The sequence below is a fragment of the Bacillus sp. KS1 genome (genome assembly GCF_020075515.1).
In the GTDB taxonomy this organism is placed as follows: domain Bacteria; phylum Bacillota; class Bacilli; order Bacillales; family Bacillaceae; genus Bacillus; species Bacillus velezensis.
Genome location: NZ_JACAWW010000019.1, coordinates 433113 through 458932, shown reverse-complemented (window position 1 = coordinate 458932; position 25820 = coordinate 433113). Strand labels below are relative to the sequence as shown.

At 45.2% G+C, this 25820-nt stretch carries 31 protein-coding genes and 1 tRNA gene; 10 read left to right on the top strand and 22 right to left on the bottom strand.

Going from position 1 to position 25820, the window contains the following annotated elements:
* Positions 1 to 180: 180 nt before the first annotated feature.
* Entirely contained in the window at positions 181 to 1131 is a 951-nt protein-coding gene (locus HWY38_RS16025; RefSeq protein WP_014305415.1) for a magnesium transporter CorA family protein, read from the bottom strand.
* A gap of 145 nt (positions 1132 to 1276) precedes the next feature.
* On the opposite strand from HWY38_RS16025, the gene HWY38_RS16020 reads away from it, so the two are divergent.
* Positions 1277 to 2578 carry a hemolysin family protein gene (locus HWY38_RS16020; protein WP_224182191.1) on the top strand — a complete coding sequence of 434 codons (1302 nt, stop codon included), beginning with the start codon at positions 1277 to 1279 and terminating at the stop codon, positions 2576 to 2578.
* A gap of 37 nt (positions 2579 to 2615) precedes the next feature.
* On the opposite strand, the gene HWY38_RS16015 is transcribed toward HWY38_RS16020, so the two are convergent.
* Positions 2616 to 3446, bottom strand: a complete 831-nt coding sequence (locus HWY38_RS16015; protein WP_224182190.1) for an STAS domain-containing protein — start codon at positions 3444 to 3446, stop codon at positions 2616 to 2618.
* Between the two features lie 71 nt (positions 3447 to 3517).
* On the opposite strand from HWY38_RS16015, the gene HWY38_RS16010 reads away from it, so the two are divergent.
* Positions 3518 to 3588 (top strand) — tRNA-Gln (locus HWY38_RS16010).
* 64 nt (positions 3589 to 3652) lie between these two features.
* On the opposite strand, the gene HWY38_RS16005 is transcribed toward HWY38_RS16010, so the two are convergent.
* Entirely contained in the window at positions 3653 to 4033 is a 381-nt protein-coding gene (locus HWY38_RS16005; RefSeq protein WP_003153079.1) for a Spx/MgsR family RNA polymerase-binding regulatory protein, read from the bottom strand.
* A gap of 236 nt (positions 4034 to 4269) precedes the next feature.
* Here HWY38_RS16005 and HWY38_RS16000 point away from each other — a divergent pair, with 236 nt between their 5' ends.
* Complete coding sequence (locus HWY38_RS16000) at positions 4270 to 4515, top strand: DUF2626 domain-containing protein (RefSeq protein WP_003153078.1); 246 nt, start codon at positions 4270 to 4272, stop codon at positions 4513 to 4515.
* A 38-nt stretch (positions 4516 to 4553) separates the two neighbouring features.
* Here the strand turns inward: HWY38_RS16000 and HWY38_RS15995 are convergent, their stop codons facing one another.
* Positions 4554 to 5192: an MBL fold metallo-hydrolase gene (locus HWY38_RS15995; RefSeq protein ID WP_224182189.1), complete on the bottom strand. Its 639-nt coding sequence runs from the start codon at positions 5190 to 5192 to the stop codon at positions 4554 to 4556.
* A gap of 154 nt (positions 5193 to 5346) precedes the next feature.
* Here HWY38_RS15995 and HWY38_RS15990 point away from each other — a divergent pair, with 154 nt between their 5' ends.
* Positions 5347 to 5520 carry a DUF2759 domain-containing protein gene (locus HWY38_RS15990; protein WP_003153076.1) on the top strand — a complete coding sequence of 58 codons (174 nt, stop codon included), beginning with the start codon at positions 5347 to 5349 and terminating at the stop codon, positions 5518 to 5520.
* A gap of 32 nt (positions 5521 to 5552) precedes the next feature.
* Here the strand turns inward: HWY38_RS15990 and HWY38_RS15985 are convergent, their stop codons facing one another.
* The 5 genes from HWY38_RS15985 to HWY38_RS15965 all read right to left on the bottom strand — a co-directional run bounded on the left by HWY38_RS15985 (position 5553) and on the right by HWY38_RS15965 (position 9399).
* Entirely contained in the window at positions 5553 to 5867 is a 315-nt protein-coding gene (locus HWY38_RS15985; RefSeq protein ID WP_003153073.1) for an MTH1187 family thiamine-binding protein, read from the bottom strand.
* Positions 5868 to 5872: 5 nt separating this feature from the next.
* Entirely contained in the window at positions 5873 to 6910 is a 1038-nt protein-coding gene (locus HWY38_RS15980; RefSeq protein ID WP_224182188.1) for a hypothetical protein, read from the bottom strand.
* A 72-nt stretch (positions 6911 to 6982) separates the two neighbouring features.
* Positions 6983 to 8110: a M14 family metallocarboxypeptidase gene (locus HWY38_RS15975; RefSeq protein ID WP_224182187.1), complete on the bottom strand. Its 1128-nt coding sequence runs from the start codon at positions 8108 to 8110 to the stop codon at positions 6983 to 6985.
* A gap of 82 nt (positions 8111 to 8192) precedes the next feature.
* Complete coding sequence (gene glcK, locus HWY38_RS15970) at positions 8193 to 9155, bottom strand: glucose kinase GlcK (protein ID WP_224182186.1); 963 nt, start codon at positions 9153 to 9155, stop codon at positions 8193 to 8195.
* 34 nt (positions 9156 to 9189) lie between these two features.
* Positions 9190 to 9399, bottom strand: coding sequence for a YqgQ family protein (locus HWY38_RS15965; protein ID WP_007612586.1), 210 nt, complete (start codon positions 9397 to 9399; stop codon positions 9190 to 9192).
* 197 nt (positions 9400 to 9596) lie between these two features.
* On the opposite strand from HWY38_RS15965, the gene nhaC reads away from it, so the two are divergent.
* Positions 9597 to 10961, top strand: a complete 1365-nt coding sequence (nhaC, locus tag HWY38_RS15960; protein WP_224182185.1) for a Na+/H+ antiporter NhaC — start codon at positions 9597 to 9599, stop codon at positions 10959 to 10961.
* Positions 10962 to 11036: 75 nt separating this feature from the next.
* On the opposite strand, the gene HWY38_RS15955 is transcribed toward nhaC, so the two are convergent.
* The 3 genes from HWY38_RS15955 to rpmG form a co-directional block, all read right to left on the bottom strand.
* Positions 11037 to 11210: a hypothetical protein gene (locus HWY38_RS15955; protein ID WP_007408311.1), complete on the bottom strand. Its 174-nt coding sequence runs from the start codon at positions 11208 to 11210 to the stop codon at positions 11037 to 11039.
* Between the two features lie 70 nt (positions 11211 to 11280).
* Positions 11281 to 11835 (bottom strand): 5-formyltetrahydrofolate cyclo-ligase, encoded by a 555-nt coding sequence (locus HWY38_RS15950; protein ID WP_224182184.1) that lies wholly within the window; start codon positions 11833 to 11835, stop codon positions 11281 to 11283.
* Positions 11836 to 11913: 78 nt separating this feature from the next.
* The gene (gene rpmG / locus HWY38_RS15945) at positions 11914 to 12063 is read right to left on the bottom strand and encodes a 50S ribosomal protein L33 (RefSeq protein WP_003153056.1); all 150 of its coding nucleotides are present in this window, start codon (positions 12061 to 12063) and stop codon (positions 11914 to 11916) included.
* Positions 12064 to 12409: 346 nt separating this feature from the next.
* Between rpmG and HWY38_RS15940 the strand changes: the two genes are divergently transcribed.
* Positions 12410 to 12763 carry a hypothetical protein gene (locus HWY38_RS15940; RefSeq protein WP_003153047.1) on the top strand — a complete coding sequence of 118 codons (354 nt, stop codon included), beginning with the start codon at positions 12410 to 12412 and terminating at the stop codon, positions 12761 to 12763.
* Complete coding sequence (locus HWY38_RS15935) at positions 12760 to 13224, top strand: endolytic transglycosylase MltG (RefSeq protein WP_007408308.1); 465 nt, start codon at positions 12760 to 12762, stop codon at positions 13222 to 13224. Before HWY38_RS15940 ends, HWY38_RS15935 begins: the two co-directional genes overlap by 4 nt.
* A 98-nt stretch (positions 13225 to 13322) precedes the next feature.
* Here the strand turns inward: HWY38_RS15935 and pstB (HWY38_RS15930) are convergent, their stop codons facing one another.
* The 9 genes from pstB (HWY38_RS15930) to HWY38_RS15890 all read right to left on the bottom strand — a co-directional run bounded on the left by pstB (HWY38_RS15930) (position 13323) and on the right by HWY38_RS15890 (position 22774).
* Positions 13323 to 14105 carry a phosphate ABC transporter ATP-binding protein PstB gene (pstB, locus tag HWY38_RS15930; protein ID WP_003153040.1) on the bottom strand — a complete coding sequence of 261 codons (783 nt, stop codon included), beginning with the start codon at positions 14103 to 14105 and terminating at the stop codon, positions 13323 to 13325.
* 11 nt (positions 14106 to 14116) lie between these two features.
* On the bottom strand, positions 14117 to 14923 hold the full coding sequence (gene pstB / locus HWY38_RS15925) for a phosphate ABC transporter ATP-binding protein PstB (RefSeq protein WP_224182183.1): 807 nt from the start codon (positions 14921 to 14923) through the stop codon (positions 14117 to 14119).
* Positions 14924 to 14941: 18 nt separating this feature from the next.
* Positions 14942 to 15826 carry a phosphate ABC transporter permease PstA gene (gene pstA, locus HWY38_RS15920; RefSeq protein ID WP_224182182.1) on the bottom strand — a complete coding sequence of 295 codons (885 nt, stop codon included), beginning with the start codon at positions 15824 to 15826 and terminating at the stop codon, positions 14942 to 14944.
* Positions 15826 to 16755 (bottom strand): phosphate ABC transporter permease subunit PstC, encoded by a 930-nt coding sequence (gene pstC, locus HWY38_RS15915; RefSeq protein WP_012117997.1) that lies wholly within the window; start codon positions 16753 to 16755, stop codon positions 15826 to 15828. Before pstC ends, pstA begins: the two co-directional genes overlap by 1 nt.
* A gap of 49 nt (positions 16756 to 16804) precedes the next feature.
* Entirely contained in the window at positions 16805 to 17707 is a 903-nt protein-coding gene (locus tag HWY38_RS15910) for a phosphate ABC transporter substrate-binding protein (RefSeq protein WP_224182181.1), read from the bottom strand.
* 155 nt (positions 17708 to 17862) lie between these two features.
* Positions 17863 to 20010, bottom strand: a complete 2148-nt coding sequence (gene pbpA, locus HWY38_RS15905) for a penicillin-binding protein 2A (protein ID WP_224182180.1) — start codon at positions 20008 to 20010, stop codon at positions 17863 to 17865.
* A 101-nt stretch (positions 20011 to 20111) separates the two neighbouring features.
* Entirely contained in the window at positions 20112 to 21401 is a 1290-nt protein-coding gene (locus tag HWY38_RS15900) for an MFS transporter (RefSeq protein ID WP_007612614.1), read from the bottom strand.
* A gap of 119 nt (positions 21402 to 21520) precedes the next feature.
* Positions 21521 to 22126, bottom strand: coding sequence for a superoxide dismutase SodA (gene sodA, locus HWY38_RS15895; RefSeq protein ID WP_003153025.1), 606 nt, complete (start codon positions 22124 to 22126; stop codon positions 21521 to 21523).
* 165 nt (positions 22127 to 22291) lie between these two features.
* A complete protein-coding gene (locus tag HWY38_RS15890; RefSeq protein WP_015387996.1) occupies positions 22292 to 22774 on the bottom strand; it encodes a DUF456 domain-containing protein in 483 nt (160 codons plus the stop codon).
* A gap of 158 nt (positions 22775 to 22932) precedes the next feature.
* Between HWY38_RS15890 and HWY38_RS15885 the strand changes: the two genes are divergently transcribed.
* The 3 genes from HWY38_RS15885 (at position 22933) to ispG (ending at position 25342) form a co-directional block, all read left to right on the top strand.
* On the top strand, positions 22933 to 23697 hold the full coding sequence (locus tag HWY38_RS15885; protein WP_411908476.1) for a DUF1189 domain-containing protein: 765 nt from the start codon (positions 22933 to 22935) through the stop codon (positions 23695 to 23697).
* A 91-nt stretch (positions 23698 to 23788) separates the two neighbouring features.
* On the top strand, positions 23789 to 24091 hold the full coding sequence (locus HWY38_RS15880) for a LysM peptidoglycan-binding domain-containing protein (protein ID WP_025285006.1): 303 nt from the start codon (positions 23789 to 23791) through the stop codon (positions 24089 to 24091).
* A 132-nt stretch (positions 24092 to 24223) separates the two neighbouring features.
* Entirely contained in the window at positions 24224 to 25342 is a 1119-nt protein-coding gene (ispG, locus tag HWY38_RS15875) for a flavodoxin-dependent (E)-4-hydroxy-3-methylbut-2-enyl-diphosphate synthase (protein WP_169510269.1), read from the top strand.
* 33 nt (positions 25343 to 25375) lie between these two features.
* On the opposite strand, the gene HWY38_RS15870 is transcribed toward ispG, so the two are convergent.
* Positions 25376 to 25753: a DUF308 domain-containing protein gene (locus tag HWY38_RS15870; protein WP_087920773.1), complete on the bottom strand. Its 378-nt coding sequence runs from the start codon at positions 25751 to 25753 to the stop codon at positions 25376 to 25378.
* Positions 25754 to 25820 lie beyond the last annotated feature (67 nt).

The following is a 25820-nucleotide window of genomic DNA, read 5'->3' as shown; positions in this document are numbered from 1 at the left end:
CCTTCCGCACGTATTGTAAATCAGATACACAAAAGCCGGCAAAGGAGAGATTATGCGTTTTACACTGTGTAAAACGCAAAAAAATAAAAAATAAGCCCCCTGACATTGATTTACTGAATGAAATCCGGAACCATTCGGCCATTTTCAGCCATCAAAAAAGCAGGCGTATGCCTGCTCTTCTTAGCGTTTCTTTTCTTTCCGCAAATATTTTTTTTGATGCTCCCTCAAAATGTCCCCTGTCCAGCCTTTCTGCCGCAGATAAATATAAATCAGCAGGGTTGATACAATAATGAGCACGATGGAACAGATATACGCATATTTCCAATGAAGCTCCGGCATGTTATCAAAGTTCATCCCCCAGAGAGCTCCAAGCGCCGTCATCGGTGTAAAGAGAGTTGTAAAGATCGTCAAGGCTTTCACAATTTCATTTCCTCTTTGGGAAGTAATGACTTCCTCGGCGTGCAGCAGATTGCTCAGTTCCTGATCAAACTCATTGATATATGTAATCCCTCTTTCCATCTTATGATGAGCTCTGAGGTAATCTTTCTGCCTGTCATTTTTCGGAAGAAATGCTTCTTTTAAAGCCATTTCCACTTTTTTAGCCCCCAGTGTAAGGCCTTTCCAAATGAACAGCTCATGGCGCAGTTTATGCACATTTTCCAAGATTCCTTTGCTGTTGTCATCATGAATCTGCCATTTCAGCGTCCGCTGCTTGACTTCAAATTCATCCAGTCCGATCAGATAGGAATTCATCAGCTCTCCCAGCAGAACAAAAAAGCCTTCAATCGGATTTTCACAGGTTTGAATCTGCTGTGTGGCATGCTTTTCTTTTACACCGCGCAGCAGCGAAAAATCAAAATTAATCGTAAAAAAGAAGTCTCTCGTAATATAAAAGTGAAATACGGTATGGTTTTTTTCATCATCTAATCCTTGATGATAGATTAAAGATCCGAAAACCGCTTCATTATTCTGATCATTTGTATCTGAGCGCAGAAAGTTTATATGATTTTCATGTTCAAACCACTTTTCGCATTGCGGCCAGTGATTGTGATGGATCATTTTTTTCGCTTCCGTTTTTTCATGCGGACCGAGCTGGTACCACAGCCAGTCCGCACCCGAATGTACATTCATCTCTTGTCATCCTCCAGTATCGCTTTCTTGTTTTATTACCGTAAATGAGGCGGGCTAAACCAGGTTCGATGTTTGAGCAGCTTTCTACAGTGGTATTATTCCGAAAAAAGGGAGGTGCAAGCCTTCCTTCGCGGAAGGCGTTACATTGTATATCATCAAACTATCCGCCATCGTACTATTTATATTATTAACGGCGTGTTTTGTCGCCATAGAGTTTTCAATCGTTAAAGCAAGGCGCTCCCGTATTAATCAGCTCATTGAGGAAGATGTAAAAGGAGCAAAAGCAGCCAAGCATGTCATTACACACCTCGATGAATATTTATCGGCGTGCCAATTGGGCATCACCGTCACCGCTTTGGGGATCGGCTGGCTGGGTGAACCGACAGTCAAAGCAATGCTTCAGCCGTTATTTTTAAAGACCGGAGTTCACGAAGCGGTTGCCCAAGTACTGTCATTGATCATCGCCTTTCTGCTGGTTACATATGTGAATGTCGTCATCGGCGAACTCGCCCCGAAAAGTTTTGCTATCCAAAAAGCCGAGCGGATTACACTTTTGTCTGCCAGACCGATGATTTTGTTTTATAAGTTAATGTTTCCGTTCATCTGGCTGCTCAATCATTCCGCCCGCCTAATTACAGCCATGTTCGGCTTGAAGCCTGCTTCCGAACATGAAATGGCTTATACGGAAGAGGAATTGCGGGTGCTCCTTGCCGAAAGCTATCGAAGCGGCATGATCAAAAAAAGTGAGCTGCATTACGTAAATAACATTTTCACATTTGATAAGCGCACTGCCAAAGAAATTATGGTGCCCCGGAATGAAATGGTGAGCCTGCCGTTAGACAGCGGATCGGGACATATGCTCCGGGACATTATTAAAACAAATAAATATACCCGGTATCCTGTAGTAAAAGGAGATAAAGATCATGTAGTCGGCATCATCAATATAAAAGAAGTTTTATTCAGATTCCTGTCAGAAGGAGCGGCGTTTACAAAACACGAACTCAGCCCTTACATCCAGCCGGCGATCCATGTGATTGAGACGATTCCGATTTATCAATTATTCGTTAAAATGCAACGGGAACACGCCCATATGGCCATTCTCATTGATGAGTACGGCGGAACCGCGGGATTAGTAACGGCGGAAGATATCATTGAAGAGATCGTCGGCGAAATCCGCGACGAATTTGATACGGACGAAACACCTTCCGTTCAAAAGCTTGGGGAGAACCGCTATCTCCTGAACGCCAAATTGCTGATCAGTGACGCCAATGATGTACTCGGAACAGAGATTACGGCTGATCAAGTCGATACACTCGGGGGCTGGTTTCTTACTCAGCATATTGACGCGAAGCCCGGAAGCACCATTGATTTTGAAGGCTGCACATTTACGGTAAAAGAAATCGACAGCCATCATATCATTACGATTGAAGCTGACAAAGCTGAATAGCTGAGGGAGAAATCCCTCCCGGCCATTCAGCTTTTTATCATCTTAATGATTCTTTTACGATAAATCCGTTTTTTGCCAGTGCTTTCGCCAGACTCTGCTCCGTTTTCACCTTTGAAAAATCGATGCCGAGCTTCACGACGGTCTGCGCGATTTCCGGCCTGATGCCTGAGATTGTCGTTTCTATGCCAAGAAGCTTTGTGCTGTCAATCACTTTAAAAATCTGATAAGCGACCATCGTATCCACAATCGGCACACCTGATATATCTAAAAATAAATAAGAAAGACGGAGTGAAGAACATTGGTCAAGCACCGATTCTAAAATCATTTTTGCCCGGTAGGTGTCAATTTCGCCGACGAGCGGCAAAATTCCAATACCATCGGCAATCGGCATAATCGGCGCGCTCAGTTCGTTAATCATTTCTTTTTGGGCGTTTAATTGTGTAACCGTCACTTTATAATATTCCTCTGTAAATACTTCAATCATATGGTCAATTGCTTTGTTCAGCTTCTCTCCCCATTGGAATACCGCATTCGCCCCAGGCTTCTCAGACATCGTTTCACAGCATGTCTGTATGCGGTTCCAGACCAATCTCCGGAATTCTTTAAAGCTCGTGACGCTTTCATAGACCGGTACTTCATGGACGGCCCGGTCCCTTGCGAACTGAAGCGCCCACTTTGTCAGCTCCTCTTCCCCGCCATCTTTTTCCGATAGAATGCCGGCAACGATTTCAATTAACAGACGGTGCTGCATTTCCGCTTTCTGATCATCTGAAGGCCGCCCCGATTTTGGTATGAGCAGCCACTGGCGTGTGATTTCACCTGATTCTTCAATTAAGATTCGAGATAATGTTTCATTCAAATGTTTCACGGGTCTCCTCCATTCAAATTCCTTTGTATGTATAAATCGGCGCCTGACGCACATACTGTAATTACATCCGATGGGCTATAGCCAAGCGGTAAGGCAATGGACTTTGACTCCGTGATCGTTGGTTCGAATCCAGCTAGCCCAGTCCCGCAACCGCAAAAAACGAAGATTAGCTGATAAATTTTGATCAGCGGATCTTCGTTTTTCTCTTATGATACAGATTGATGTACCGTTTTTTTCTTCGTCAGCTTCATCAGTTCTCCTGGATTGTATCCGATAACGAGCTTATTGCGATCGATCAGAATCGGACGCCGCAGCAGTTTCGGCTTCTCAGTCAAAAGCTTCAGCACTTCATTTACAGTCATTTCTTCAATGTTCAGGTTGAGATTTTTAAATGTTTGGCTTCTCGTCGCCAATATTTCATCAATTCCTTCGGTCGTTAATGATAGGATCTGCTTCAATTCATCAATTGTCGGTGTCTCCCTGAATAGATGGCGCTCTTGAAAGTCAACATTGTGGGCTTTTAACCAATGTTTCGTTTTTCGGCATGATGTGCAGCTCGGGTATGAATAAAAAATAAGTTCTTTCATTTTTAAAAATTCCTCCCTCGGATAATCCGTCTCTTTGTTAACATAAGTACCCTGAACTTTTTTTCATTAAACATATTTCAAAAAGATTTTTCGGATCTTTTTCAGAGAGCGGCATAAGATATAAAACACAGGGAAAGACATAAATTCCACAATAAATATAATCATGAAAATGTTTACATTTTGAGTGCCGATCTATTATAATAAACTTCAGATAGACTCTCGGGAGGGGATAAGGAATGAATCGCATGTTCCGGGTGTTAGGATTTTGGACGGGGATATTTGCAGTCATGTTTTTTTTAGGGGGCATGAAAGACGCTTCTCTTTTGTTTTTTGGACAGACGATCTTTTTCGTATTTCTTTCTTATTTGAATCTGACTGAGCGGATGTATATTTATATTTTCGGAGCTTACTTAACCGTATTTTTCGCCGGATTTACATATTACTCTATTTTTATTATGACACCGGGCGGCGGAACCCACTGACAGAAAAAGACAGACCATTATGGTCTGTCTTTTTTCATTTACAGTGAAAAACCATTGATAAACGGGTTTCGCTCCTGCTCTGTCTGGATATCCGTTTCCGGCCCGTGCCCGCTTAATACAAGTGTATGTCCGGGAAGCGTGAGCAGTTTTTGATGAATGGAATCAAGCAATACGTCCTGACTTCCGCCGTGTAAATCAGTTCGGCCGATGCCTCCCTGAAAAAGCACATCACCTGAAATCACCAGATCAGCGTCCTTCACATAATAAGAAACGCTTCCCGGTGAATGTCCCGGCGTGAACAATGTCTCCAAATGGAAAGGTCCGATGTCCAATATGCCGTCGCCTTCAATCAGCCGTTCGGCGGGCCGTGCCGTTACGGCGATGCCCCGCAATATGCCTGATCCGTTTAAGGAAGAGTCCTCCAGCCACTTTTCTTCATTTTTGTGAAGATATACGGGAACATTCCATCTGTCTCTTACTTCATCAAGCGCGCCGATATGATCAAAATGAGCGTGCGTCAGTAAGATGGCCAGCGGCTTCAGATTGTTTTCTTTTATGTAATTGTTGATTTTGTCCGCTTCCCCGCCCGGATCAAAAATAAGACAGGACTGATCCTCACTGACAAGAAAATACGCGTTTGCCTGAATCGGACCGGCCGGCATTCGTCTCCATTTCACTTTCATCACCTCTTTATGTATATGCCCTTATTATGAAGGTTTTCTGCGGAAGATTCAATGAATGCGTCCGGGAAAACGCTATCGACAAACAAAATGAAAACGGTTAAAATGAAATGGAAAGATTTTCAGGTTCCAATGACAAAGGAGGAGCATGATGTTACTTGTTGTAATCTTCGGCCTTGTCGCATTATTAGCTGTATTAGGAGTCCTGCGGGCTGTCAGACAGAGAAATATCCTGGGATTTTTGTTAGCCGCCGCCACGCTGGGCGTGTTTGGCTGGTTTACCGTAATGACCGTTGTAACCAGCGGCTATCCGACTGCACATTAAAAGCCTGTATCCAATGGATACAGGCTTATTTTTTATTGCTGCAAATGTTTGCTGACACTTTTGATTTTGCTCTCCAGCGTCGTTTCTTTATCACGTCTGTCATCAATGCGGATATTTGTCGCCACTCTGTGCAGCCCTTTTTGGAACGGGGCTTCGTGAATGTCCTGAATGACTGCGAATAAGTCGCTCAGCTCACCTTCAATCAAAGTGTTCATCGGCGTGAGCTGAAATTTGATTTTGCCGGCAGCTTTGTAACCCTCCAAAATGTTTTGCACATCCGCTACGTACTCACTGACGCTCGGTGTTTTTGTTCCGATCGGAATGATTGTCACATCTGCAATTGCCATTTGGTTCAAACTCCTTTTTCATTTGTTATGATTGGTTCTGTCATGCCTGTTTTCAGTGAAATCAGACGGTCATACGTAAAGCCGTATAAAGCGTATTCCCCGTTCGGAGAGATCTGAATCGGCTCCATTTCCGTGTTTTTGAGCACCGTCCGCTCCCGTTCGTCTCCTAAGTCAAAGCTGATCAGATTGTAAGAGCGGCCTTCAGGCTTGAATATGTAAAACCGCTTGTGTGTCTGATCGTAATCATATTCCATCGGCGCAAAGCTGTCATACTTTTCTTGGAGAGGAAAGCGGTGTGTCACGGATGCCGGCTTTTGGAAAAGGAACTCGCCGTCTCCGTCCGATTGATCCGTTTGTCTGACGGCAATCGCCATGCCCGGGCGGGAATCAGCCCAGATGACGTGATGAAGCACTCTTTTTTCTTTTTTTGTCTGCAAGTCATAAGAATATAAAGGACCCTCTTCCTCCGTTTTTCCTTGCTTGATATATTGGAATTCATCAGTGGAGGTCCAATGGACAAAAGGGGCCTGAACGGGACTCTTTTTTAAAATGCCGTTGTTCATATCGGCCGTATAGGCTGTGAAGTCCCATGTTTCAGTAAAAACGGTAATCATCATTTGATACGGGTCATACGGATTCCAAGCCGTCTCCAGCTCATAAGAGTTAAAGGCTTTGTGATAAAGTCTTTTCCCCTGCTTGTTCATAAGCACAAGCTCAGTCTGACCGCTGCTTGTCACTTGTACGAGAATCAGCTGTTTTTTCCGGCTGATCTTTACATTGACAATATTGCCCTTTGTTTCATAGAGCCGTTCGGATTTTCCGCTGAAAAGATCATATTTCATCAGCTGATGATGTGCTGTATACAGGATCGTTCTGTTATCCAGCCATCCTTCCGTTTTCTCCGCTTCCTTTTTACTGAGCGGAACGATTTTCTGTTCTGCCGATTTTGCCGAAACGCCTGTGTCTTGCTGCTGATGAGATGGTTCACAGGCCGCTAAACACAGAACGAATGCAGACAGCAGAACACAAACCAAGTATCTCACCAGCCTTCCCTCCATTCTTTTCTATTGTCCCATATTTGTTTATGTAAACAAATGAGAAATTTCACAGATGTCTCAAAAAACAAGCGACCTCCACAAAATACCTTCCGTCGCTTGATAAATATCAGCAAACTGATGAAAAGGCAAAGGGTTTTTTCCCTTCCCGAGCTCAATGGTATAGCCCTCTTTTCCATACTGCTGTATAAACCAATCCCTAAAACCGGCATGGCTGTCAATGGTTTTAACGCCTTGATAGCGGTTTCCGCTTATCGCTTCAAACTCCCGAATCATCCGGGATGATTGCTCCGGTTCACATCCTTCGTATCCCCAATAAATCTCTTCTCCCTGCGTATGAAGAGCGATCAGCCGGTCAGGCGGCTGTTCCGTTATCAGCCGGTGCATCGCCTGCGCCTCCGGTTCAGTGAGCGGCGCCGTCCCCGGAAAATCACGGTATGAAGGGGCTTTCGGTTTGCGCCTCTGTTCAATATCCCAATTGGATGGGAAATGTTTATTTAAATCCACACCGTTTATATTCGCCTTCCATTCGCGGAAATCGGGGCGGTGCTCATTTAATTGATTAAGAAATTCATTTTTTTCTGATAAATCTTCACATCCGTAAAGCACGAGATCAACCCCGTCGGGATTTACGAGCGGAACGAATGACAATGATGTCAGGCTGAATATATCAAGCGCAGAGTGCCCGAAAACGGTTTTATTTTCGCATAATGCCGCGCAATATTCTTTACACCATTTAAGCGCGACCGAGGTGGTGATCCATTCATTGGCATGAAATGAGGCGTTTACATGGACTTTTCTTTCAGCCGTATCCGCACCTATTTTCAGCTCATATAGCGGCTTTCCCAATACGGAACTGCCGATTTTACGGCATGTGACAAACGGAAAGACATGCGTTATTTTCTCAATTTCTTCATAAACCGATTCGGAGCCGTACACCTTTTCTTCCTTCACCCATTGATCAGCGGAAAGAATCCTTTCACAGTGCCGGATGTATCGCGAAAGCCCGCTCAGCGTCTCAAGCGGCGGACCCTCTGACTGCCCGCTCACGGCAAAGCCGGGACAAAATAATTCATCGCTTCCCGCCGTTTTATCAGCGGCTTTCAACAGTTTTTCATCAATTGAAAGCACCTTTGCAATATCTGTCATATGCTGCTTCAATTCAGGTTTGACACGAATTCCCGCCATGTTCATCCCCCTTTTTTAAAAACTATATGACAGGGGAGATAAAAAAAGAAAGCCGCCCGCGATATGGGCAGGCAGACTTTCTTCAGCAGTTTTGATGTTTGAGCCATTCATTTTTGGCAATCCACGCCCCGCCGATGACTCCGGCGTCATTTCCAAGTGCCGCAATCGAAATATCGGCCGCTTCCGCAGAACGCGGGAACGCGGTGATTTTGAAAGTCTCTTCCACTTTTGACCGCAGGATTTCACCCGCTTTAGACACGCCTCCGCCGAGCACGATTTTCGTCGGGTTCATGGCGCTTGCCAGATTTCCGAGCACGAGGCCTAAATGTTTTGCGACATAATCGACGACTTCAAGCGCTGTCTTATCCTGCTGTTTAGCCACTTCGAACACGTCACGTGCCGTCAAATCATCCACTTCTAAGAGCGAAGAGTCGGAAACCGCCGCAAGCTTTTCTTTCGCGATGCGGACGATGCCTGTTGCGGACGCAATCGTTTCGATGCAGCCGGATTTTCCGCAGTTGCACGGAGCTCCTCCTTCCGGAATACTGCAAATATGACCGATTTCTCCGCCGGCCCCGTTTTTACCGTGGACGATTTCTCCGTTGACGATGATGCCTCCGCCGACTCCGGTTCCGAGCGTCACTAAAATGACATCTTTGGCCCCGTCACCTGCACCCTTCCACATTTCTCCGAGCGCCGCGATATTGGCATCGTTTTCAATGACGGCCGGAATACCCGTTTCCGCCTCGAGATGGTCTTTCAGCGGATAGTTTTTCCACCCCATATTTGTCGTCTCATAGACCATCCCCGTCACCATTTCCACGGGTCCGGGCGCTCCCATTCCGATCCATTTTACGATCCGTTTCGGCTTGTTCAGTTCTTCCAGCTTCTGATCAAGCGCTTTGGCGATCGTGACCGTAATTGTGTTTCCTGATTTATCGGTAGGAACTTCCCATTTATGCTGAATTTCACCGTACATGTTGATGAAGGCCAGCTTGATGGTTGTCCCGCCAAGATCAATCCCCGCAAACCATGTATCTTCCATAATAATCTCCTTTTCTTATTAAAATCCTGCTGTGTTATCTGCCTTTGATCCGCTCCGATTCTCTCTGAAGAACACCGGCGGCTTTTTGCCATAATTCTCTTTCAATCACGTTTGACAAGTACATTTCCTTTAATTCATCTTTCATAAAGTCAATCTCGGCTTGTCTATCACCGAAATAAACGATATGTCCGAATGACTTAAACAGCTGCTGCACGTCATAAAATGAATTCATCTGCTTCACCATTTCTATTCTTCTTAATATAAGCGTATTTCATCACTGATCCGGGCGTCAAGCAAAAAACGATTGGAGAAAATATCCTTGTGTCATTTTCATAAATTGTATATTCATAATTGTAAAAAAACACTCATTTATGCGTTTTTCTGTTACAATACTTTCGTGCCCAAAAGCACAAAAGGATTAAAGTTTGATGGGGTGTTGTTTTGAAACAAGAAAAAAGGCTGACGTTCATCTCAGCCATCAGTTTATTTGTCTTGATGTTAGCAGTCATTATGTCCTGCCTGTTTTTCTTTCATACAGAGCCGCATATGCCGCTGTTCTTTTGCGTCATTATTCTGTCTTTCGCAGGTTTGTGGCTCGGTTTCTCGTGGGAGAGTCTTGAAAAAGGAATTGTCAGCGGATTGAAAAACGGTGTGCAGCCGATTATCGTACTGGCTTTGATCGGTATGCTGATCGGCGCCTGGATGTACAGCGGCGCCATTCCCAGCGTCACCGTTTACGCTTTGTCAATTATACAGCCGAGTCAGCTGCTTTTGACCGCATTATTTTCCTGCATGATCATCAGCACGCTTGTCGGCTCAAGTCTGACAACTGTCAGTACAATCGGCGTCGCGCTGTTAGGGGTAGCAAGCGCGGCGGGAGTTCCGCTCGAATGGACGGCGGGAGCAGTCATTTGCGGAGCTTGTTTCGGTGATAAAATGTCACCGATGTCCGACACGACGAATTTTGCCGCCGGAATCGGCGAAATTCCGATTTTTAAGCATATTCGCCATATGATGGGCACTACTGTTCCGGCACTGCTGATCACGATTGTTCTTTTTTATATTCTCGGTTCATCGGTTTCAATAAATGCCGCTTCAACGCAAAATATTGAGGCTGTCATTTCCGGAATGAAAGAGGCCGTGCACGTTACGCCTTGGTCGCTTCTTTCACCTCTGTTGGTGATCATTTTAGCTGTGAGACGGGTTTCCGTGATTCCGGTGCTTACCGCCGGTATTATTTCCGCAGGGCTTCTGACTGCTGTTTTTATTCCTGACAGCAGCATTCAAGGATTTATATCCGCCCTGCAAAGCGGGACGGCGTTTAAAACCGGCGACCAGGCTGTGGCCAGCATTATCAACAGAGGCGGGCTCCAATCGATGATGGGATCAGTCTCTCTGATCATGATCGCCTTTGCGCTCGGCGGCCTGATGGAAAAAACGGGCCTGATCGCGGCACTGCTTCAAGGATTGATAAAAGGCGTGCATACGAAAGGACGTCTTGTCATGGCGACCGTCTTCTCAAGTATAGGCGTAAACCTTGCGACAGGTGAGCAGTACTTGTCGATTTTAATTCCGGGTCAATCTTATAAACCTTTATATGACAGGCTCAGCATTAAGCGGATTCACCTCGCGCGGTCGCTTGAGGACGGCGGAACATTGATCAACCCGCTGATTCCCTGGGGAGTAAGCGGCGCTTTTATGGCAAGCGCTTTAGGGGTTTCCGTCATCGACTACCTGCCGTTTGCCTTTTTCCTGTACATTTCTCCTATGATCTCAATTCTGATCGGTTTCCTGAAAAAAAGCTGACAATACGAGAAAACCTGCCGTTTTTTACCGGCAGGTTTTCTTATGCAAAAAATCCCGCTGAAAAACGGGATTTGTTTAAAATGCCTGCTGAATGAATTTGTTTCTGATAAACGGTATTTTTAAAAAGAAATGAATGAATGACCGTCTGATCCCCGGCTGGCTGAGCACGCTGTTCATCAGACGGTAGCGGTTTTGGTAAACGGCTAAAACAGATACGGCGCATAATGAGTAGATCAACAATTTTTTCATCTTATCCCTCCTGCCCCTATCGTTTGTCAAACAGCGAGAATTATTCCGGTGCAAGAAGTTTTTTATGCGATTAAGCGATGGTTTCAGATTCAGTCACGATCATATCGACCGGAATATCGTGGGGCATGCGGGGAATGCGGTCTGTCAGCTGGCAGTCAAAGAGAAGCGACACGGTACGGCCTTTATAACCGGAGAGGTACCGATCATAATATCCTCCGCCGTATCCGATTCTGAAGCCTTCCCGGTCAAAAGCCACGCCGGGCACAATCACAAGGTCAATGTCATTTTGGACGGCTTTTTCCGTCAGGCTCTCGATCGGTTCACTGAGGCCCGCATATACAGTTTCCAGCTGATCATACGCAGAAAATGTACGGAACTCCATCGCTCCCGTCTGCGGAAAGCATTTTGGGATACAGACTTGTTTTTTCTCTTTCCAGGCCTGTTCAATAATCGGCCGTGTCGGAATTTCCAGGCGTGTCGAGATGGTAACGGCGATCACGCGGGCCTGTTTCCATTCTTTTAAAGAAAACAGCGTTTCACGCATGCTGCGGCATTTTTTCTCCCATTCACTTTCTGACATGTCAGAAAGCTTTGCTTTTATATCGGTTCTGATTTGTGCTTTCACGTTTCTCAAACCTCCCTGAAAGACAAAAAAGCCAGAACTTTATTGAAAGCTCCAGCTTTTTCCGCTGTTTTAAACAGCTTATTTTGTTTCACGGTGTAACGTAGATTTTTTATCACGTGGGCAATATTTTTTAAATTCAACGCGGTCCGGATTGTTGCGTTTGTTCTTTTTAGAAATATAGTTACGCTCACCACATTCAGTGCAAGCCAAAGTAATATTAACGCGCATTATTTTCCCTCCAAACTAAATATCATTTACTTATTCAGACTTATATATAATACCACTATAATGGACGGAATGCTAGAGTGATTTACATGAAATGTTGTTTAAGTGCAGAAAACATCAGTTTACGCTTCTGATCCTCTGAATGAGCTTGCGTCAGATGAAGGGAAAATATGACGAAACAGGACAAAAAAGGGCTTTCTGATGCGAAATCTATAGAGAAATAACCGTTTGCTCCCCGAATAAAAAAGATTTCCCGACAAAATTCCGTTTTTTTCTCTATTTCCTTTAGAATGGCGGCGTTTTATGGTATAAAAAAGAAGGGCAAATTAATAATAGAAGGTGATGAAACGTGGAAATTGCTATTATTGCGTTGTTTATCGTCAGTATAGCGCTTATTGCATTCTCATATTCTCAAAGAGATCCGATGAAAGATGTGGAACAGGAGCTTGAAACGCTTCAGCTTTCCGCCATGCAGGAAATTTACAAGCTGAAAAAGAAAATGACGGTGCTTGAAGAAGAATTGCTGGAAACCAACCTCGTGATCCGCAAAGCCAAAAGCAGCGGCATTAATCAAAAAATCGCCAAACAAATCATTTCAAAATATAACAACGGAATGTCTGCGGAAGCCATCGCAAAAGCGGAGCACGTGTCTGTCGAGGACGTCAATACCATTATTAAAGATAATGAGAAGGTGCTCGTATGACAAAACGGGGCATTCAGGCTTTTGCAGCAGGCATGATTTTAGCGACGGCCGTTCTCGCCGCTGTCTTCTATTTGACTGACCATGACCAGGCAGCCGCCGTTAAAACCGAAAAAACAGCATTGACAGAAAAAGAAGTAAACAGCTACCTCGACGATCAGCAAAAAGTCTCCGTCAACCGGGATGACTATCAAAAACTGCTTGATTCTAAAGAAAAATCGTTAAACAACGACCAAAACACAGACGCCAAAAAGAAAAAAGTAACATACAAACTGACGATTAAAGACGGAATGAGCACTGCTGATGTATCATCCATTCTTGAAAAAGAAGGGATTATTCCTTCAGCGAAGGACTTTAATGATTACGTGATTGACGCAGGCTACCATAAAGAAATCCGGGCCGGCCATTTCAAAGTCGACTCAGATATGAGCTTTAAAAAAATCGTCAAAACATTAACCCGCTAAAAAAGCTTGCAGGCATCGTCCATTCAGATGGATACGGCCGGCAGGCTTTTTTAATAGACAGTATAAAACGGACCCGGTCAATGGCCGGGCCCGTTTTTTCATCCGAATTTTCCGGTGATATAATCATGTGTTTTTTGATGATCCGGCTGAGAAAATATTTTGCCCGTATCGCCCCACTCTACCAGTTCGCCCATATAGAAAAACGCGGTTTGATCAGAGACCCTCGCAGCCTGCTGCATGTTGTGCGTCACAATGACAATTGTATACTTTTCCTTCAATGTCAAAATCAGCTCTTCTATTTTCCGCGTGGACACGGGATCAAGAGCAGACGTCGGTTCATCCATCAGAAGGACGTCCGGTTTTGTGGCGAGCGCCCTTGCGATGCACAGCCGCTGCTGTTGACCGCCTGACAGTGAAAGCGCCTGCTGGTGAAGGCGGTCTTTCACTTCATCCCAGAGCGCAGCTGCCTTTAAAGATTCCTCGGCGATTTCAAGCAGTTTCTTTTTATTTTTTTCGCCGTGAATTCTCGGACCGTACACGACATTCTCAAATATCGACTGGGGAAACGGATTGCCTTTTTGAAACACCATACCGATCTGTTTTCTTAATTCTGCCGCATCCGTCTTTTCTTTCAGCAGATTGCGCCCGTTATAGATCATGTCGCCTGTCACTTTGACATTCGGGGCCATTTGCAGCATTAAGTTTAATGTTTTAATAAAAGTGGATTTCCCGCAGCCGGACGGACCGATGATCGCAGTTACCTTCCGCTCCTCAAAACCGATCGTAATGTCTTTTAAAGCCTGATGGGCTCCGTACCATACGTTCATGCCGTGAATATCAAATAAATTCTGTGTGTGCACCGCTTCCTTCACAAGGCTCACAGTCCTTCCCCCTATCCGAACTTTCCGTTAATGTAATCATCTGTCTTTTTCGCTTTAGGACTCGTAAAAATTTGTTCTGTCTGCCCGTATTCCACCACTTCCCCGTTTAAAAAGAAAGCCGTTCGGTCAGACACCCTCAGCGCCTGCTGCATGTTATGCGTAACGATAATAATCGAATAATCTTTTTTCAGTTCTGTCAAAAGCGTCTCGATTCTGGCGTTTGAAATAGGGTCCAGAGCTGAAGCCGGTTCATCTAAAAGAAGCACGGCAGGTTTCATCGCAAGCGTACGGGCGATGCAAAGGCGCTGCTGCTGGCCGCCTGATAACGACAGAGCCGATGAATGAAGCCGGTCTTTGACTTCATCCCAAAGCGCAGCCTTCGTTAAGCTTTCTTCGACCGCATCATCCAAAACGGCTTTCCTGCGTTCACCCGCATACTTCAGCGCATGTGTGATGTTATTGTAAATGGATTTCGGAAACGGATTCGGTTTTTGAAACACCATACCGATCTCCCGTCTGAGAGACACGACATTAATCGCTTCCCCCAAAATATTCAGCCCTTCATAAAGAATCTCTCCCTCGCTTCTTGCCGAAGGAATGGCATCGTTCATTCTGTTAATCTGTCTCAAAAATGTTGATTTCCCGCAGCCGGACGGACCGATCAGAGCCGTCACCGCATGTTTTTCAATATTCATGTTTACATCTTTAACCGCTTGTTTTTCACCGTAATAAATTGATAGATGCTTCACTTCCAAAATCGAAGACTCCGGCGAACGCTTTGTCTGTTCCGCATGTTCCCTGATGATGTAATCAATCATGTTTTCGCCTCTTTCCGATTAATTTGCCGTAAGCTTTTTATAAATGACAGATCCGAGCCATCTTGCACAAAGGTTAAACAAGAGCACCGAAATCACCAGCACCGCCGAGCCGCCGTTTGCAATCGCTTCGGCGTCAGGGATGATTCCCTGCGTATTGACACTCCATATATGAACCGCCAGCGTCTCAGCCGGCCTGAAAATGTTGAAAGGAGATGCTTCAGAAAACGGATTTAAATCGGTAAAATTCAGCCGCGGCGTTGTCAATCCTGCTGTAAATAACAATGCGGCCGCTTCTCCGAATACTCTTCCTGATGCGAGAATGGCTCCGGTTAAAATCGAAGGAATCGCACTCGGAACCAGCACCGTTTTGACAGTATGCCATCTCGATACACCTAAAGCGAGAGAAGCTTCTTTCAGCTCCTTAGGAACTGCAGTGAGCGCGCCTTCTGTCACCCGGACCATAACGGGAAGGTTAAAGACCGTTAATGCGAGCGCGCCTCCGATAATCGTGTAGCCCCATCCGGTCAGGTTCACAAACATCAGCATGCCGAACATCCCGATGACAATGGACGGAAGCGAAGACAGCACCTCAATACACGTTCTGATAAAATCAGTGATTTTATTTTGGGGCGCATATTCAGCCATAAAGACGCCGCCCCCCACACCAAGCGGTATCGTGATCAGCATGGTGATAAACAGAATGTAAAAGGAGTTAAAAAGCTGATCCCGTATTCCGCCGCCTGACGCAATGGCGCTTGATTTTGACGTAAGAAAATGCAAGGAGATTTCAGAGACGCCGTGAATAAGAATGTACAAAAACAATCCTGCCAAAATCGCCGCGATTACAGCAGCGCATAACCCGAATACACCGGTGGCCAATTTATCCGTTATTTTCCGGTTCATTACACTTTCCTCCTAGATGACAAGTAGCGTATGAGCAATATAAACAGAAACGACATGATAAGAAGAACAAGCCCCATAGACCATAACGTATTATTTTCAATACTGCCGTATGTGGTATGGCCCATGTTTAACGTGATAATCGTCGTTAATGTTCCCGCCGTATCAAGCAGGCTTTCCGGCAGAAGCTTTGTATTTCCGATAACCATCTGTACGGCGAGTGCTTCTCCGAACGCTCTTGCCATCCCGAGCACGACGGCGGTCAGCAATGTCGGAAACGCCGCCGGGATAAGCACCTTTCTGATTGTCTGCCACCTCGTCGCACCAAGCGCGTATGAACCGTCGCGAAGATGTTTCGGAAGTGACGCAAGCGCATCAGCGGAAATCGATGTAACAGTCGGCAGAATCATTACCGAGAGTACGATCGTCCCCGCCAGAAGGCTGTGACCCGTTCCGCTTGATTTAAAAGAGCCGATAAACGGAACCAATACTGTAAGACCTATGAATCCATAAACGACGGACGGAATGCCGACAAGCAGCTCAATTACCGGCTGCAGCACCTTTTTTCCCCAAGTCGGCGCAATTTCCGTCATAAACACGGCACCCGCAATACCGAGGGGCGCTGCGATCAGAGCCGACAGAACCGTGACCGCAAATGATCCGAAAATAAAAGGCAGCGCGCCGAACTCAGGTTTTGCCTGGGTTGGATTCCAATTCAGACTTGTTAAGAACTCAATCGGGCTTACACCATTTACAAAAAAAGATTGCAGCCCCTTAATGCCGAGAAAAATTGTGATCGCCGCTGATGCCGCAATGATAATCGCGGCACACACAGACACAATCACCCTTCCGCGGACTTCATCCATTTGCCTGTTTTGTTTTGAGCTTATTAAGCGTTCGCTTACAGACTCTTTTTCTCTGTGATTTATCATTTGTTTACACTCCTATAAGGAAAGAAGAGGCGGGGAGCCCGCCCTCCCCTCAGCTTTGCTTGCCGTTTGCGTCACGTGTGACTTTCATATCAGAGATCGGAATGTAGCCCTGATCTTTTACGATACTTTTCTGTACTTCATCGCTGTTCATATAGTCAAGAAACGTTTTTGTAAGGCCTGACGCTTCACCTTTCGTATAAGAGTGCTCGTAAGCCCAAATCGGATACTCGCCTGTGACGACGTTTTTCTCTTCCGGTTTGATGCCTCCGATCGATAAAGGCGTTACTTTGTCATCGTTTATATAAGAGAATGCCAGATAACCGATAGCTCCCGGCGTTTCCGCAATGATTTTTTTGACTGTATTGGAGGAATCCTCTGTAATGCCCTCAGCAGGATCTGCTCCGTCAAGCGCGTATTTGACGAACGTAGCGCGTGTTCCTGATGAATCAGGACGGTTCACAAGTGTAATTTTTTGATCTTTACCGCCAAGCTCTTTCCAGTTTTTAATTTTTCCTGTAAAGACGTCTGTCAGCTGTTTTTTGGTTATATCCTTTACGCCCGCACCGGGGTTGACCGTAGCCGCCATCGCCACTACCGCTACTCGGTGGTCTTTTAGGGCTTTTGCATCAATGCCTTCTTTTTCTTCAGCAAAGACATCTGAGTTGCCGATTTGCACTGCCCCTTCAGACACTTGCGAAAGACCTGTTCCTGAACCTCCCGCTTGCACCTGCACATCAGCATCCGGATGTTTTTCCATAAACTTTTCCGCCGCTGCCAGTACTAACGGCTGCATGGCTGATGAACCAGAAATGGTTAAAGAACCTGATGCTTTTTTATCCTCACTTGCAGATTGACTGTCTGTCTTGCCGCTTTCCTTTGCATTTCCGCATGCTGCAGCAACAATCATAACAGCAGCCATCAGAAGCATAAGCATCCATTTGTTTTTTTTCATTTCCTGAATTCCCCCTGCATTTAATGTGTAATTTGTCCTACAGGTCTAGAGTAAAGGGTTCTTGTAAAATGCGTATAAATCAAGTGTTAAGGTTTTGTAAATCCGGATGTTTTTTTGTATAAAAAAAACGCCCACAAGTTGTGAGCGTTTTTCTGTTAGTGATTTGTATTGCCGTTTTCAGCGTCTTCCTGAATTTTATCTTCGTTTTTCTGCTTCGTATTATTATCTTCTTGTTTCTTTTTCAGCTCAAAGTATTTGTCCAGAGCTGCTCTTCCTATATCATTCGTGATCGAATATCGATCGCTGTAATCAATATAGGCCCAAGGAACGACTACAGAAATAGCCACTTCCGGATTATCCGCAGGTGCATAAGCGACAAGAGTCGTATTATACGTTCCTTCACCCGTCTCTGATTTGTCCGGACCGTCATAGAAAGATTGCGCCGTACCCGTTTTACCGGCAGGACTGTATGTCGCCGTCGCAAAATCAGTTGCGGCTGTCCCTTTTGTCATGACGCGTCTGAAACCTGCCTGCACTTCTTTAATATCTGCATTATTCATATCAATCTTGTTCAGTACTTGGGGCTGAACAGACTCTACAACGGCTCCGATTCCTTTTTTCGAATCAGGCTGCCTGACCTCTTTTACAAGCTGAGGCTTCAAACGATAGCCTCCATTGGCGATTGTAGATACATACTGCGCCATTTGCAGCGGTGTAAACGTATCATACTGTCCAATGGCAAAGTCTAACAGAAGACCGGAAATTCGCTGTGATCCTTGGTACCCGGTCGCTTCATTCGGGAGATCAATTCCCGTCTTAACTCCGAGTCCGAACTGATTGAAGTAGTATCTGAAAGTATCGAATGCCTTCATATCAAGCGGCAGGGACTGGCCTTTTTTGTACTCCCCTTTACCGACGGCAATCGCCGTTTTGAACATGAACACGTTTGATGATTCCTGAAGCGCTTTTTGGATATCTACGGGACCTAAATTCGTCCATGATTTTTTCGGGTTTTTACTTCCCTTGAAATACATAGGTTCATCCTGAAAAACGGTGTTCAAATTAATCGCGCCCGTCTGCAGTCCGGTCAACACCGTCGCTCCTTTGACCGCCGATCCCATTGCATAGGAGGAAGTCATTGCGCCGAGGGCATAATCATTAATTTTGTACTTTCCATGGTCATTCGTAATCTGTTTGCCGGCCATCGTCAGCACTTCTCCGTTTTTCGGGTTCATCATGACGACGAAGGCCCGATCAAGAAGCTTCGTGCTCGGTCTCGCTTTTGCCGATTTTAAATTTTTCTCAATGATTTTTTCAACGGATTTCTGCAGGTCCATATCAATGGATAACACAAGGTCTTTGCCGGCCTGTCCTTTTGAAATCACTTTGCTGCCCGTGACATTTCCGGATGAGTCGGTTAAGTTCTGCACTTTCTCTTTTTGGCCCTGCAGCAGGCTTTCATATTGATATTCTAAATAGCTTTTTCCGACCCTGTCATTCCGGCTGTAGCCGAGTGACAGATAGTGATCCAGCAGGTTGGACGGAAGACCTTCGTTTGAACTGGATACACTGCCGAGCAATGTCCGGATCAGGCTTTTATAAGGATAAGACCGTTCCCAGTCAGACGTCACGTCAACTCCCGGCAGTTCATCTAAATGTTCGCTGACGACGGCCATTTCTTTTGCCGACACGCCTTCATTTTTGATGTATTGAGGCGTCAGGGAGTAGCCTGAATCCATCTGCCTTTTGATCGCAAGGATCTGCATGTCTTTTGAAGTGAGTTCATTCAGCTGTTTGTCTGTGATGCGTTTTAGCTGAAGCTGATATAAATCATCGTCAGACAGTTTTTTGTCTTCAGCTTTTTGCTTTTCTTCGGCCGTAATCAGTTTTTTCGCTTCATCAGGCCTCGTTAACATCCAATAGTCTTTTTTATCCCGCTCAGTCACCTTTTTGGTGCTTACCTTAATCATACCCGACAGTTTTTTTGCGATTTTTAACCGCTGTGCCTGGGTGGTTGAGGCTGAACGTGTATATGTAATCGCATTTAATGCTTTATTCGTTACGATGGGATTTAGGTTCCGGTCGTATATTTTCCCTCTCGGAACCGCCGTGCTGACATCAGACTCCTCCTGCTTATTGGCGGCGTTTTTATAATCATCACCCTGAACGATCTGCTTGATGCCAAGCTCGACGATAATCCAAGTGAAAATAAGAAACGCGGCCAAAAACAAAAAATTAAGCCGGATCGGCAGTGATTTTTTCTTTTCTTTGTTTACAGCTATTTTCTTTTTATTTCTCCTCATGACATCACCTTTTCTTATTTACAGAAAGAAATGACACCTTCTGTTCAGGTGCCATTTTTCATTCTAAAGGTTTTTTCGATATTTTTCTACAGATAACCCTTTTATCTTTCTCCTTTTATAAAATTCGGTTCCGCCGCCTGTTTTTGTCGGTCTTCTTCTACTGTTTCATCAGAAGTTTCCGTATCCAGTTTGATGTCTTTTATAAAGTAATAAATCAGCGGATGGCCGGCTCCGAGCAGCACGAGCGCCGCCGGTATTCCCACTTTTTCCTTGAATAATGTAACGATTACAAGGAAACAAAGGATGGAAACGATCCGGCCCGCATTTAAAAATAACTCCCTGAGCACAATGTATTCAATTCTGGCTTTTCTGGCAAGCCGCGCCCGGCCTATCACATCATATGTAAGCGAGACATACGGCACGAGCAGAACTGGATAGCCGATCGCAATAAACACTCCGTACAAAAGGAGCGTCGTGAAGCTCATTTTAAAAATGATGAGAAACAGGGCGCCGTACAAGATCAATCCGCCGATAAGAATCGCCTTTTTCCGCGCTCTTTTTTTGATGAGCCTTGATGCAAAATAATAGGCAAAAAAAGAAACCGCGGAATTGACGAGGCCGAATGTTCCGAGCGCCAGCTCACTGTTTGTCGCAATGAATACAAATACGCTGATTAAAAAAACAAAAATCCCTTCTCTCAAGCCTTGAAAAAAGTGCGCGTTGGTAATCCGGCGCCAATTCAGATTCGTGTGGCGCTCATCAAAAACTTTTTTCAGCATAAACCGGCCTTTCGACTCCCTCCGCTTCAGAAAAAAGCTCATGACCACGGCAAGGGCAAATAAGCCGAGCGACAGGCTGAAAATGATTGTATAACCCGTATTGTTTTCAAGTCTTGAAATGACATATCCGGCCACAATCGGACCGATCATGCCCGCCGATGAAGACAAAATGCCTAAAAACCCGTTAAAAAAATCTCTCGTTTCCGGTTCCGTGATTTCGAAAGTCAGCACATTAAAAGCCAGCCAGTAAAAGCCGTATCCAACTCCGAGCACGGCCCCTATCAAAACGAGACGGGAAGCCGCAGTTTCTCCGGCAAGCAGCACACTTAAATAAAAAGCGGCCAAAAAGATAACGCCGAACCTGAGAATAAACACCCTGTCAATTTTTTTAGCCAGCCGGCCAGCCAGCAGAAAGGTAATCGGCTGCATCGTTACGACCGACAAATTGTATATGGCCAAATCAATAAATTTTCCCGACTGCTTCCACAAATACACGTTGACAAATGTATTTGACAGCGCGATGCCCAATGAGTAAAGGCCGCCAATCGTCAATAGCAGCAGCAGCCCTTTATTTATTTCGATGTCGCCGATAATTTTTTTTATTTTGCTCATCATTGACTCCCCTTTACTACACATTAGTTTGTCTCACTCAAACTGAGATATGTAAAAGGAATCAAAGTCAATAAAAAAACAAGGCCTCCCGCGGGAGACCTTGTGATCATTCAACTCAATTATTTTGCTTCGCTGTAAAGACGGGCAACTTCATCCCAGTTCACAACATTCCAGAAAGCTGAAATGTAATCAGGACGGCGGTTTTGGTAGTTCAGGTAGTAAGCGTGCTCCCAAACATCAAGACCGAGAACAGGTGTTTTACCCTCTGAAAGCGGTGAATCTTGGTTTGGCGTGCTTGTAATTTCAAGTTTGCCGTTGTTTACAACGAGCCAAGCCCAGCCTGAACCGAAACGGCCTGCAGCTGCTGCCGCGAATTTTTCTTTGAATTGATCGAAGCTGCCGAACGTGCTTTTGATCTCTTCAGCAAGCTCACCAGTCGGTTCGCCTCCGCCGTTCGGAGATAAAAGAGTCCAGAATAAAGAGTGGTTTGCATGTCCGCCGCCATTGTTGCGGACTGCCGTGCGGATGTCCTCCGGCACTGCGTTCAAATCAGCAACAAGCTCATCTACAGATTTCTCTGCAAGAGCTGATCCTTCGATCGCTTTATTGAGGTTTGTCACGTATGTGTTATGGTGCTTCGTATGGTGAATCGTCATCGTTTCCTTATCGATATGCGGTTCTAAAGCATCATAAGCGTAAGGCAATTCTGGAAGTTTGTAAGCCATAATTTTTTCCTCCTTTAAATATATGTACTGAAATGCCGCTTAACGCGAACTTTTCTAATCTCAATGTAACAAAAGAAAGCGTGGTAATCAATGAAAAAGCTCACAATCCGGCGATTCCAGCAAACATATTACACTTTATCCGTTCACGGCCGAAATTAAACCTTTCTAAAGCACCGTCCATAAGAAATATCCGATCATAAAGAGCTGAATGACGCCTTTTGCCGCCACACTTGTTAAAAAACCGATTAACGAGCCGAGCCCCACTTTTGCCGCGGACTTGATATCCTTTTGATGAACAAACACCTCAGCGCAGACAGCACCGATAAACGGGCCTAATATAATGCCTGCCACGGGAATGACGAAGGGTCCGATCAATAATCCGATCGTGCTTCCCCAGATCGCCGCCCTGCTTCCTCCGTACCTTTTAACGCCAAGTAAATTTGACACATAGTCAGCTGCGAATAAAACGGCCGCAAATACCGCCTCAATGAGCCAAAACAGGTAAGAATAAGGACTGAAGGAAAACAAAAATCCGTAGAGAAGAAAACCGGCCACAATAAAAATAACGCTTGGAATCACCGGATATACAAGCCCGATAAAAGCAATGACGAAGACCGCAATGATAATCAGCCAATACAAAACACTCATGACAAAAACACCCTCCTTTGTTTTGCGGGCGATCACCGCTTCCCGCTTTATCTTATTATGTATGATTCCTTATCACCGCTTTAAATACTCTCACTTGTGTTCATCCCCTGTGAACGATACAATAAGCAACATATACCAGTTTAGGCTAGGAAGTGAAGATGTTGAACATATTTACGGCTTTATTGAAAAGTACATACTCTCCGGCGGATATTGCAAAAACACGGTTTCAGGGGATAGGAAAAGCGATCCTTTATGTATTTTTGCTGTCTGTCCTTTTTACGCTGCCAAGCGCTTATTACCTTTGCTCTGGCACCGTAAACTCAATGAACGGTTTCAAAACCGTGTTAAAGAAAGATTTCCCTGATTTCAGCATTTCAAACGGAGAATTGCAGACGAAAGCGTCCGCCTCTAAGGAAACGGAAGCGAACGGCTTTGTCATCGTGTTTGATCCGACAGATGCTTACGGCGCGAAACAAATAGCGGCGAAACAAAACGCGATCGGCATTTTGAAAAATAAAATAGTGCTTGCTGTAGACGGACAGGCGACAGAAATGAATTATTCGCTGATGCCTGCTGATATCACAAAAAAAGAAATCATATCAGCATTAAACCAAAATAAAACAATGATCGTCACCGTCCTGTCCGTTTTGCTGTTCATCATGACAGCGGCCGGAAAATTCATTGAAGTATCATTTCTCGCCGTCATCGGCCTGATATTGAAAAATGCGCAAAGAAAGACATTGAATTACCAGCAGCTCTGGAAGCTTTCGGCTTATTCCATTACACTTTCGACCATATTCTTTACGATCATGCGCGCGCTTGTTATTACAGTGCCGAGTGAATTTTTAGTGAATTGGTTTGTAAACTTTATCATCCTTTTCCTCGTCTTAAAAGAGATACCGCCAAGAAAAACAGCTGTGTAACAAAGACTGCCCCCGGCGGTCTTCTTTTTTGTCATGAACAAAATGGGACAAGCATACAATGAAGTAAAAATGTATGCGGGAGGCGGTTGGAATGAAGCGGCTTACTTTTGTATTCGGCAGTTTATTTGTGATATTCATTATCTTTTACGATCTTAAAATCGGCACGATCCCTTCTCAAGACCTTCCAGCATACGCAGCGGCGGCACAGCCAGCAAAACAGGAAGCTTCATACAGAACGGTTACGGTCAAAAAAGGTGATACGGTGATGTCGATAGTCGGCGCACATAAAGCGCCTGATGATATTGCACAAGATTTTGAAGCGCTGAATCCGAATGTAAAAGCAAACGCCATTCGGGCAGGCACCGCTTATAAATTCCCCGTCTACCGCAATTAAACGTTAATTTCTTGTCAGTTCGGCAAATACACTGTTACAATATAACATGTAAATAGAAGTTGCCTGACATGTAAAAGGCTCAGCCTGCAAAAGCGGTAACTACAATTAAGGAGCGATTGACAAGTGAGTGAAATCACACATCGTACAAAAACGCGTCCCGTCAAAGTGGGACCTTTAACAATAGGCGGAAATAACGAAGTCGTTATTCAGAGTATGACGACGACCAAGACACACGACGTAGAAGCAACAGTTGCGGAAATCAACCGTTTAGCCGAAGCCGGCTGCCAAATTGTCCGGGTGGCATGTCCGGACGAACGCGCCGCTAACGCGATTGCCGACATCAAAAAACAAATTTCTATCCCTCTCGTTGTCGATATTCATTTTGACTACAAGCTTGCATTAAAAGCAATTGAGGGCGGCGCCGACAAAATCAGAATCAACCCGGGTAACATCGGCCGGCGCGAAAAAGTGGAAGCCGTCGTAAAAGCGGCGAAAGAAAAAGGTATTCCGATCCGGATCGGTGTAAACGCGGGTTCTTTGGAAAAACGCATTTTAGAAAAATACGGCTATCCGACTGCTGACGGAATGGTTGAGAGTGCGCTTCATCATATCAAAATCCTGGAAGACCTTGACTTTCATGACATCATCGTCAGCATGAAAGCGTCTGACGTCAATCTCGCCATAGAAGCATACGAAAAAGCGTCAAAAGCATTTGATTATCCGCTCCACCTCGGAATTACAGAATCGGGCACGCTGTTTGCCGGAACGGTAAAAAGCGCGGCCGGACTCGGAGCGATTTTAAGCAAAGGAATCGGAAACACGCTCCGGATCTCTCTGAGCGCCGACCCGGTTGAAGAAGTAAAAGTAGCCAGAGAACTGCTGAAATCATTCGGTCTCGCTTCAAACGCGGCTACGCTTATTTCATGCCCGACATGCGGACGGATCGAAATTGATCTCATCAGCATCGCAAATGAAGTGGAAGAATACATTTCTAAAGTCAAAGCGCCGATTAAAGTAGCGGTTCTCGGATGTGCCGTTAACGGACCGGGTGAAGCAAGAGAAGCCGATATCGGGATTGCCGGCGCGCGCGGCGAAGGACTTCTTTTCCGCAAAGGCCAAATCGTCCGCAAAGTTCCTGAAGAAACCATGGTCGAAGAGCTGAAAAAAGAAATCGACAAGCTGGCAGAAGAACACTACGCAAAGCTTGAAGCGGAAAAAGCAAAAGCAGAACAAGAAACACAAAAAGCTTGACGGATATTCCGCCAAGCTTTTTTTTGCGTTGTGTTAAAAAAACGGTGTAATGAAGATGCCGAGCACAAGGGAAACAATACCGATTCCCATCGCCCATCCGCCTAAAGCGCCTGCTCCTCTTCTTCTGGCGATATAGCCGACGATAATGCCGCATGCCCCTAATAAAACAGGGAGCACAAATAGGGAAATGATAGAAATAGCCAATGCTGCATACCCTATCCCCCGGCCTTCACTTACTCCGTCCCGGTTATCATCACGGTCTGCTGCCCGGTCAGAAGCACGATATGGCTCTGAAATTTCAGCCGCTGTTTCTTCTGAATAAACATCACGCGTGATATCGGTTCCTTCCGATCCATGATCCACATAATAGTCGTTGCCTTTTCGATTTTCGTAATCGTATGCCACCTTCAATTCCCCCTTTTTCTTTTATGAAAGGAGCTTTTTTAGTTTCCGCGTTTTTTACGGATTCATGTTTGCT

Coding starts and splice junctions, on each gene's coding strand:
- HWY38_RS16025 (WP_014305415.1), bottom strand. CDS start 1,131: ATGAATGTACATTCGGGTGCGGACTGGCTGTGGTACCAGCTCGGTCCG.
- HWY38_RS16005 (WP_003153079.1), bottom strand. CDS start 4,033: ATGAAAGAACTTATTTTTTATTCATACCCGAGCTGCACATCATGCCGA.
- HWY38_RS16000 (WP_003153078.1), top strand. CDS start 4,270: ATGAATCGCATGTTCCGGGTGTTAGGATTTTGGACGGGGATATTTGCA.
- HWY38_RS15990 (WP_003153076.1), top strand. CDS start 5,347: ATGTTACTTGTTGTAATCTTCGGCCTTGTCGCATTATTAGCTGTATTA.
- HWY38_RS15985 (WP_003153073.1), bottom strand. CDS start 5,867: ATGGCAATTGCAGATGTGACAATCATTCCGATCGGAACAAAAACACCG.
- HWY38_RS15975 (WP_224182187.1), bottom strand. CDS start 8,110: ATGGCGGGAATTCGTGTCAAACCTGAATTGAAGCAGCATATGACAGAT.
- glcK (WP_224182186.1), bottom strand. CDS start 9,155: ATGGAAGATACATGGTTTGCGGGGATTGATCTTGGCGGGACAACCATC.
- HWY38_RS15965 (WP_007612586.1), bottom strand. CDS start 9,399: ATGGTGAAGCAGATGAATTCATTTTATGACGTGCAGCAGCTGTTTAAG.
- HWY38_RS15955 (WP_007408311.1), bottom strand. CDS start 11,210: ATGAAAAAATTGTTGATCTACTCATTATGCGCCGTATCTGTTTTAGCC.
- rpmG (WP_003153056.1), bottom strand. CDS start 12,063: ATGCGCGTTAATATTACTTTGGCTTGCACTGAATGTGGTGAGCGTAAC.
- HWY38_RS15935 (WP_007408308.1), top strand. CDS start 12,760: ATGACAAAACGGGGCATTCAGGCTTTTGCAGCAGGCATGATTTTAGCG.
- pstB (WP_224182183.1), bottom strand. CDS start 14,923: ATGATTGATTACATCATCAGGGAACATGCGGAACAGACAAAGCGTTCG.
- pstA (WP_224182182.1), bottom strand. CDS start 15,826: ATGAACCGGAAAATAACGGATAAATTGGCCACCGGTGTATTCGGGTTA.
- pstC (WP_012117997.1), bottom strand. CDS start 16,755: ATGATAAATCACAGAGAAAAAGAGTCTGTAAGCGAACGCTTAATAAGC.
- HWY38_RS15910 (WP_224182181.1), bottom strand. CDS start 17,707: ATGAAAAAAAACAAATGGATGCTTATGCTTCTGATGGCTGCTGTTATG.
- pbpA (WP_224182180.1), bottom strand. CDS start 20,010: ATGAGGAGAAATAAAAAGAAAATAGCTGTAAACAAAGAAAAGAAAAAA.
- HWY38_RS15900 (WP_007612614.1), bottom strand. CDS start 21,401: ATGAGCAAAATAAAAAAAATTATCGGCGACATCGAAATAAATAAAGGG.
- sodA (WP_003153025.1), bottom strand. CDS start 22,126: ATGGCTTACAAACTTCCAGAATTGCCTTACGCTTATGATGCTTTAGAA.
- HWY38_RS15890 (WP_015387996.1), bottom strand. CDS start 22,774: ATGAGTGTTTTGTATTGGCTGATTATCATTGCGGTCTTCGTCATTGCT.
- HWY38_RS15885 (WP_411908476.1), top strand. CDS start 22,933: ATGTTGAACATATTTACGGCTTTATTGAAAAGTACATACTCTCCGGCG.
- HWY38_RS15880 (WP_025285006.1), top strand. CDS start 23,789: ATGAAGCGGCTTACTTTTGTATTCGGCAGTTTATTTGTGATATTCATT.